At 58.7% G+C, this 8,744-nt stretch carries 6 protein-coding genes; 1 reads left to right on the forward strand and 5 read right to left on the reverse strand.

Annotation, left to right across the window (positions count from 1 at the left end):
* Nucleotides 1–166: 166 nt before the first annotated feature.
* Complete coding sequence (gene efp, locus AC1ROR_RS19815) at nt 167–736, forward strand: elongation factor P (RefSeq protein WP_003492258.1); 570 nt, start codon at nt 167–169, stop codon at nt 734–736.
* A gap of 114 nt (nt 737–850) precedes the next feature.
* Here the strand turns inward: efp and AC1ROR_RS19820 are convergent, their stop codons facing one another.
* From AC1ROR_RS19820 to AC1ROR_RS19840, 5 genes are all read right to left on the reverse strand, one after another.
* Nucleotides 851–2,293, reverse strand: a complete 1,443-nt coding sequence (locus tag AC1ROR_RS19820; protein WP_498590444.1) for an efflux transporter outer membrane subunit — start codon at nt 2,291–2,293, stop codon at nt 851–853.
* A 149-nt stretch (nt 2,294–2,442) separates the two neighbouring features.
* A complete protein-coding gene (locus AC1ROR_RS19825; RefSeq protein ID WP_035221469.1) occupies nt 2,443–5,532 on the reverse strand; it encodes an efflux RND transporter permease subunit in 3,090 nt (1,029 codons plus the stop codon).
* 53 nt (nt 5,533–5,585) lie between these two features.
* Nucleotides 5,586–6,788, reverse strand: coding sequence for an efflux RND transporter periplasmic adaptor subunit (locus AC1ROR_RS19830; RefSeq protein WP_080835992.1), 1,203 nt, complete (start codon nt 6,786–6,788; stop codon nt 5,586–5,588).
* A 199-nt stretch (nt 6,789–6,987) separates the two neighbouring features.
* Entirely contained in the window at nt 6,988–7,647 is a 660-nt protein-coding gene (locus AC1ROR_RS19835) for a TetR family transcriptional regulator (RefSeq protein ID WP_035221464.1), read from the reverse strand.
* Between the two features lie 2 nt (nt 7,648–7,649).
* Nucleotides 7,650–8,600, reverse strand: coding sequence for a phosphoribosylaminoimidazolesuccinocarboxamide synthase (locus tag AC1ROR_RS19840; protein ID WP_498590445.1), 951 nt, complete (start codon nt 8,598–8,600; stop codon nt 7,650–7,652).
* Nucleotides 8,601–8,744: the final 144 nt, after the last annotated feature.

An 8,744-nucleotide genomic window follows, 5' to 3' on the forward strand; every position in this document is an offset into this window, starting at 1 on the left:
CCGGGCGGAAAACCGCTAGGCACTCTTTCGCGAATTGCTGTAGAAGGCTGGCAATTCGCGCGGATTTAAGGTAGTTGCGCCCCAGAAAAAAGACAAAACGTCTGCCGGGGCCGGTGCTGCCGCGCAGTCCTTTACGACGCATTTCATCGAGTTACAAGGAAGTCATATGGTCAAGGTTATCGCCTCATCCGTCCGCAAGGGCAATGTTCTCGACGTGGACGGCAAGCTTTACGTCGTTCTTACCGCGCAGAACTTTCACCCCGGCAAGGGCACGCCGGTCACGCAGGTAGACATGCGCCGCATCGTTGACGGCGTGAAGGTCTCCGAGCGCTGGCGTACCACCGAGCAGGTCGAGCGCGCTTTCGTCGAGGACCTGAACTTCCAGTTCCTTTATGAAGATGGCGAAGGCTTCCACTTCATGAACCCGGAAAACTACGATCAGGTTGTTGTCGACGTCGACACGATGGGCGACCAGAAGGCCTATCTGCAGGAAGGCATGACCTGCGTTCTTTCCATCCACGAAGGCAATCCGCTGGCTGTCGAACTGCCGCGCCACGTCACGCTGGAAATCATGGAAACGGAACCGGTCGTTAAGGGCCAGACGGCGTCTTCTTCCTACAAGCCGGCAATCCTTTCCAACGGCATCCGCACCATGGTTCCGCCGCATATCGATGCCGGCATCCGCGTGGTCATCGCGACGGAAGACAATTCCTACGTCGAGCGCGCCAAGAGCTGAGCCTGATGGCTGGTTAAACAAAAAGCACCGGGTGACTGGTGCTTTTTTTATGCCCTGAATAGCAAAAGCCCGCGTCGAAAGACGCGGGCTTTTTGTTTGCCTTTTTGGGCCGTCTTACATGCCCTTCGCGGCGGCCACGGTCGGGCCGGCTGACTTCTTCGGGGCTGGCTGTCCAACGGCATAACCGCCACCGAGAGCCACGTTGAGCGAGACATAGTCCTGCGCGGTCGTCTGGATCGCCGTGGCAAGGTTTGCCTGCGCATCCGAGACCGAGCGCTGGGCATCCAGAACGTCGAGCAGAGACGATGCACCATCGCGATAGCTGGCGGTCGAGAGCTGCAGTGCTTCCTGGTAGGAGGCGACGGTCTTTCTCAGAGCGTCGACGGTACGCTGGTCGCGATTGATGGCGGCCAGGGCGTTTTCGACTTCTTCCACCGCGTTGAGAACGGTCGCCTTCCAGACGAGATATTGCTCGCGTGCCTGTGAGTTGGCGATGTCAACATTGGCGCGGAGTCTGCCACCGTCGAGGATCGGAAGGGTGAGGCTCGGACCGAAGGACCAGCTATTGGCCGTTCCCCTGCCGCCGCCACTCAGGAAATTGTAGCTCGGGGTGATCGCGCCACCAAGCTCGATGCTCGGATAAAGCTGCGCCTCGGTTACACCGATCGTGGCGACCGCAGCGGCGAGATTACGTTCGGCGACGCGGATGTCCGGACGGTTGCGGATCAGGTCAGCCGGAATGCCGGTGCGGGGAACTGCGCGCGCAACAGGCTGGCGTGCGCCCTTCTGCAGTTCAGCAATGAGCGTTGAGGCCGGCATGCCGAGCAGGGTCGCGATGCGATGCGCAGCCTTGCGGAAGCTGGTTTCAAGGCCCGGGATCTGTGACAGCGTGGAATTGACCAGACCTTCGGACTGGACGACATCGAGACGCGAGGCGGCACCCGCTTCGAGCTGCAGCTTGGTCAGATCGAGTGTTTCACGGCGTGAGCCCAGGTTCTGGCGGGCAATCGCCAGACGTTCCTGATAATAGCGCACGTCGATATAGGCAGCGGCGACGGATGAAATCAGCGTCAGGCGCTGAACGTCGACGGTGGAGTAAGCGGCATCGAGCGATGCATTGGCGCTTTCCGTTGCCCGGCGATAGCGGCCGAAGAGGTCGAGGAACCAGGAAACGCTGAGGCCGCCGGAAGACACGTTGGTGACGGGAACGTCACGATAGCTGCCCTTGGTCTCGCTGGTCGTGTGGCTGCCACTGCCCGTCAGGCTCGGCAGGCCGCCGGCGCCGTCCACGATCACCTGGGCCTGCGCCTGATTGATGCGCTCGATAGCCTGCATCACGGTGAGGTTCTGTGCGAGGCCGGTGGAAACGTAACCGTTCAGACGGCTGTCGTTGAAAGCAGTCCACCATGCAACGCTGCTGATGTCGCCATTACTGGTTTTTCCGGCTTCCGCAAACTTTCCCGGCAATTGGATTTCCGGCGTCTTGTGGTCGGGTCCAACAACACAGCCTGAAAGCAGCAGCATTGTCAGGGGAAGAGTAGCGCGAATAGACAGCATATAGTTTTCCCAATTCTCTGGTTGGCTTACCGAGCGCGGCTTGCTGACAAATGGGCTGCGCGGTCGATATGCCGTAGAAACGTGCATTTGCCAAATCGGCAACATTTCTAGCAGCGTATTAACGGTTGGCACAGCCCATTTTTGTTTTGTTAACGCCTTGAAAGGCGACGAATGATGACGAAAAAGGACGGAACGAAGAAAATTCCGAGCAGTGTTGCAGAAAGCATACCACCCAGCACCCCAATGCCGATTGCATTTTGTGCAGCAGAACCCGCTCCGGTTGCAATCGCCAGAGGTACGACGCCGAGGATGAAGGCGAGCGATGTCATGATGATCGGACGCAGGCGAAGCTTCGCCGCTTCCAGCGTCGCTTCCAGCAGACTCAAGCCGTGCTCCTGCCGTTCCTTGGCGAATTCGACGATCAGGATCGCGTTTTTCGCGGCAAGGCCGATTGTCGTGAGCAGGCCCACCTTGAAGTAGACGTCGTTCGACTGGCCGAAGAAATGGGCCGCGGTCAGAGCGCCGAGGACGCCCACCGGCACGGCCATGATGACCGAGAAGGGGATCGACCAGCTTTCATAAAGGGCTGCAAGGCAAAGGAACACGATCAGAACCGACAGCGCGTAGAGCATCGGAGCCTGTGAACCCGAAAGCCGCTCCTGATAGGAGATGCCCTGCCATGCCACGGTGTAACCGCCCGGCAGGCTCGCCGTCAGGCGTTCCATCTCGTCCATAGCATCACCGGACGCGACGCCCGCGCCGGCGGTGCCTTCAAGCGAGATCGCACCCGTGCCGTTGAAACGGGCGAGAGACGGCGGCGCATTGACCCATTTCACCTCGCTGAAGGAGGAGAAGGGCACCATTTCGCCGCTGGTATTGCGGGCATACCAGAACTTCAGGTCGTCCGGCTGCATGCGATAAGGCGCATCACCCTGGACATAGACCGGCTTGAGTTCACCGTTGAGGGTGAAGTCGTTGACATCCCGGCCGGCAAAGATCGTCGACAGCATGAGGTTCACGGAGGAAAGATCGACCCCCATGGCTCCCATCTTTTCCTGATCGAGAATGATCTTCATCTGCGTTTCGTTGTCCTGGCTGTCGCTTCTGAGCGAGCTGACCTTCGGATTGCTGGTCGCAAGCGCAATCAGCTCCTTGGACGTGGCCGTCAGTGCCTCTGTGCCATTACGGCCGCTATCCACGAGATACATCGAGAAACCGCTCGATGTGCCCATACCCTGAATGGCCGGCGGCAGAAGCGGGAACACCTGCGCATCGCGGAAACCGAAGAATGTGCCCATCGCACGCTGCACAATGGCGCCTGCGTGTTGATCGGGCGCGGTTCTCTCGGCGAAATCCTTGAGCTTGGTGAAGACGATGGCGTTGTTCTGGCCGGAACCGCTGAAGCTGAAGCCCAGAACACCGAAAACCGATTCGACATTGTTGGCTTCCTTTTCGCGGAAGTAGTTTTCGACCTGCTTCACCACCTCGTTTGTGCGTTCGATATTCGAACCCGTCGGGGTCTGGATGATCGTCAGCAGCACGCCCTGGTCTTCCTGCGGCAGGAATGAGCTGGGCAGCTTGCTGAAGAACCAGGCGCAGCCGCCGATCACGATCGCGAAAATAATCATCACGCGCAGAGGCCGCTTCAGCAGGTAGCCGATGGAGGAAACATAACCGTCCGTCGTCTTGCCGAAGCCGCGGTTGAACCAAGCGCCCGGTCCGCGCTGCTTCTTGTGATGATCGATCGGCTTCAGCATCGTGGCGCAAAGCGCCGGCGTCAGAACGATGGCGACCACTGCCGAAAGCAGCATGGCCGAAACGATGGTGATCGAGAACTGGCGATAAATGATGCCCGTCGATCCGCCGAAGAATGCCATCGGGATGAACACGGCCGTCAGCACGAGCGCGATGCCGATGATCGCGCCAGTGATTTCACCCATCGACTTTTCGGTTGCCTCGACCGGCGACAGGCCCTCTTCCGACATGATGCGCTCGACGTTTTCGACAACAACGATGGCGTCGTCGACGAGAAGGCCGATGGCCAGAACCATGGCGAACATGGTGAGCGTGTTGATGGAATATCCTGTCAGTGCAAGGACACCGAAAGTGCCGAGAAGCACGACGGGAACCGCGATCATCGGAATGAAGGTGGCTCTGAGATTCTGCAGGAACACCAGAAGCACGACGAAGACGAGAATGATCGCTTCAATCAGCGTATGCACCACTTTCTCGATCGACAGCTTCACGAAGGGTGTCGTGTCATAGGGATATTCGATCGAAACCCCCTCGGGCAGCGAACCCTCGACGGCGGAAAGCGCCGACTTTACACGCGCTGCCGTATCGAGCGCGTTCGCGCCCGTGGCGAGGTTGACCGCGAAACCGGCAGAGGGACGGCCGTTCGAACGGGAATCGCCACCATAGGTTTCCTGGCCGATTTCGATGCGCGCCACGTCGCTCAGGCGAACGGTTGCGCCGTCCTTCTCGACTTTCAGGATGACCGATTCGAAATCGGCCACGGTGGTGAGCTGGCTCTGCGCCGTCACCGTCACGTTCAGCTGCTGGCCCTTGACGGCGGGCACGGCGCCAAGAGAACCGACCGAAACCTGGGTATTCTGGCTTTCGATGGCGCTTGTCACGTCGGCCGTGGTCAGCTGGTACTTGTTGAGCTTGAACGGATCCAGCCAGATGCGCATCGCATATTCGGAACCGAAGACGTTGATGCTGCCCACGCCTTCGAGGCGCTTGATCTGGTCTTCGACACGCGAGGAGAAGACGTCGCCGAGATCGGCCGAATTGCGTTTGCCGTCGGTCGAGATCAGCGCACCCACCATCAGAATGCTCGATGTGGAGCGGCTGACCTGGATACCCTGCTGCTGCACGGTATCGGGCAATTGCGACTGGACGAGCTGCAGCTTGTTCTGCACCTGAACCTGCGCGATGTCAGGCATGATGCTGTTGCCGAAGGTCAGTGTCACTTCGGCGCTGCCGGTGGAGGATGACGAGGTCATATAGGTGAGGTCGTCAAGGCCGGTCATGCCGTCCTCGATGATCGTCGTCACCGATTTCTCGACGGTCTCGGCGCTCGCGCCATTATAGGTCGCGCTGACGCGTACCGTCGTCGGGGCAATATCGGGATATTGCGAAATGGAAAGCGTCCAGATCGCAAGGGCGCCACCCAGCATGATGACGATGGCGATAACCCATGCAAACACGGGGCGCCGGATGAAGAAATGGGCCATGGCAGTCCTGCCTTACCTTTTACGAGCTTCGACCTGGGGTTTCGTGCTCATGCTTATTTCGTGGGGGCGGCGGCAGGCTGAGCTTGCTGCGGCAGAACGACGATACCGCGATCGTCGATGGTCACTTCAACCGGTGCGACCGTCGCACCGTCGGCAATCCACTGGAAACCGTCGACGATGAGCTTGTCGCCATCCTTGACGTTCTCCGTTACCAGCCAGGCATTGCCCGACTGCTGGCTGGACGGGAAGGTGCGGGTTTCCACCTTGTTTTCCGCCGAGACGAATTTTGCGGTCAGTTCGCCGTTGGCGTTGCGGCTTGCCGCGCGCTGGGGAATGCGGAAACCCTTTTCCTTGCCGATGGTCAGCGTGGCGCGGACATAGGTGCCGGGAAGCAGGAGATCGTCCGGGTTCTCGAAGAGAGCGCGGATGGAGAAGGTGCCGGTGGTTTCGCTCACCGCCATGTCCGACATGTCGATCTTGCCGTCATGTTTGTATTCGGTGCCGTCTTCCAAGGTCAGGTGAATACCTGTTTCTTTCGTGTCGCCGCCGAGCTGGCCCGACGAGATCGCCTTTTTCAGACGCAGGAGATTGATGCTGGATTCCATCAGATCGATATAGATCGGATCGATGCGGCGCAGCGTCGTCAAAGCGGTCGTCTGGTTTGCCGTCACGACGTTGCCGATGCTGAAGGCGGTCGCGCTGGTAATGCCGTCAAAGGGCGCGCGGACCTTGGTGAGATCGAGGTTGATTTCAGCCGTTTCCAGCGCCGCCTTGGTCTGGGCCACATCGGCCTGAGCCTGCAGCAGCGTCACCTTGGCGTTTTCATATTCGATCTGCGTTGCGCCGCTGTTGACCAGCCGCTCGTAACGGGCAAGGTTCGCCTCGGCGCTTGGAACGCTTGCTTCGGCCTTCGCCACGCTTGCCTTGGCCTGCGCCACTTCCGCCAGATAGGTGTTGTCCTCGATCTGGTACAGAACATCGCCCTGCTTGACCTCGCTGCCTTCCTTGAAGGGAATTTCGCGGATGATGCCGGTGACGCGCGGACGGATTTCCGCCGTCTGGAACGCGCTGGCACGGCCGGGAAGAACGGTGGTCAGGGGATATTCGCTGGTCTTCATCAGGATGATGCTGACCGGAGAAGGTGGGCGCTCGGCGCCCTGCCCAGCGGCCTGGCCGCTCTCGCCGCCATCGCTGCATCCCGCCAGAACCGCGGTTACACACAGAGAAGCAAATAGGGGTAAAATACGTCGGCTCATTGTTCTTCCCTGCGTATGGGTCGCATTCAACTTTAAGCGCAATGTCGCTCGGCGGATGCGCGTCCCGGAAACAGACACGACAGGCGAAGGCCTTACAGGGACCCGATTCGCTCATTCTGTCCGGACCGCCAAGCGCATAGAAGCGCAGGCTTTAGCGCTTCGCAAGCAATTGCGAGAAGGTGACGTAAATTGGGAATCGTCACTTAGCAAGCGGATTGCGCAATCCCGCATCGATTAAATCGACGAGTTGATCGCAACGTGTTGCTAAATTGCCGATGTCTTCCCGTGCCAGGAGGACGGGATGGATTACGCTTGTAAGCGCGTGGAGCACGGTGTTCGACAGGGGCGGAATATCGGCGGGGGCATAGATTCCCGCATCGATACCATCACGGATAATGTCGGCCAGAAGGTTTGCAATGACGGATTTGTAATAGTCGCCGCACTTCATGTCCTGCTTTGCCGTCATCAGGATCATTTCGAAGATGTAAGGATTGTCGTTGAGATCCTGATGGTGCTGTTCCATCAGCGTGTGGGTGAGATGGCGCAGCCTTGAAATCGGTGCATGGCTTTTGTCGAGCGGCCGAATGTCCCGCTCGAACACGCCAATCTGTTCGAAGACGATGGCGTCAACGAGCGCGTTCTTCGAATTGAAATTCTTGAAGACATTGGCCGGCGACATACCCAGTGCCGCGGCGATATCGGCGATCGCCACCGCAGTGAAGCCGCGTTCCCGAAAAAGTTCTTCTGCTTTGGTCAGAATGTCCCGCCGCGTCTCTTCGGCGGAACGGCGAGGACGGCGCTTGGCAGGACGGTCGTTTTTCCTGTCACCCTTTCTCGCCTGTTCAATCGTTTTGCTCAAGGTCAGACTCCGGGGAAGAACTGCTCCAGGTTCCGGCGTACTCTTGCAAGCGGCGTGTCGCCACTATCGTCGGGAACGAAATTCTGTCCGGTGATGCGCTCATATGCATCAATATAGACCTTGGATGTCTGCAATACGAGGTCCTGCGGAATTTCAGGAACGTCGTCCTTATAGGGATCACAGCGCTCGGCGACCCAGGCTCTGACGAAATCCTTGTCGAAGCTTGCCGGTCGTGCGCCGTTGCGGAAGCTTTCCTCATAGGTTTCGGCAATCCAGTAGCGGCTGCTGTCCGGTGTGTGGATTTCGTCGGCCAGAATGATCGTGCCGTTTTCATCCGTGCCGAATTCATATTTCGTGTCGACGAGGATGAGGCCCTGTTTTGCGGCAATTTCCTGCCCGCGCCTGAACAGCGCCAGTGCATAACGGGAAAGCGTGTCCCATTGCTCCTGCGTCAGCAGTTTCTTCTCCACGATCTCGGCCGGCGTCAGCGGTTCGTCATGGCCGCCATCGAAGGCCTTGCTCGTCGGTGTGATCACCGGTTCGGGCAGAATCTGGTTGTCCTTCATCCCGTCCGGCAGGCTCATGCCGTACATCTGTCGTTCGCCCTTCTTATAGAGGGTGAGGATCGACGTGCCGGTGGTGCCGGCCAGATAACCGCGAACCACCACTTCCACCGGCAATATTTCCAGCCTCTTGCCAATAACCACATTCGGGTCGGGATAGCTGACCACGTGGTTGGGACAAATATCCCTGGTCAGTTCGAACCAGTAGCGCGCTGTCTGCGTCAGAACCTGTCCTTTATAGGGGATGCAGGTGAGAATGCGATCAAATGCGCTGAGGCGATCGGTCGATATGATGATGCGGTTGCCGTCAGGCAGATCGTAGTTTTCCCGCACCTTGCCTCGGTAATAATTCGGCAGCTCGGGAATGACGGCTTCATCGAGAATGCGCACGGGTTCTCCAATTCTGGACTATATAGGGGCGCGGGACGCCCCGTCTGGCTGAAACTCTTGTCCGTTCCTATTGCATGTTTCCTGTAACAGGGCCAGTCGCGAGATAAATGCGGCCGTTTCAGCCGCTCAATTCCTATTTCTTTT

The organism is Agrobacterium sp. GW821-FHT14E08, assembly GCF_058803865.1.

Coding starts and splice junctions, on each gene's coding strand:
- AC1ROR_RS19830 (WP_080835992.1), bottom strand. CDS start 6,788: ATGAGCCGACGTATTTTACCCCTATTTGCTTCTCTGTGTGTAACCGCG.
- AC1ROR_RS19820 (WP_498590444.1), bottom strand. CDS start 2,293: ATGCTGTCTATTCGCGCTACTCTTCCCCTGACAATGCTGCTGCTTTCA.
- AC1ROR_RS19825 (WP_035221469.1), bottom strand. CDS start 5,532: ATGGCCCATTTCTTCATCCGGCGCCCCGTGTTTGCATGGGTTATCGCC.
- efp (WP_003492258.1), top strand. CDS start 167: ATGGTCAAGGTTATCGCCTCATCCGTCCGCAAGGGCAATGTTCTCGAC.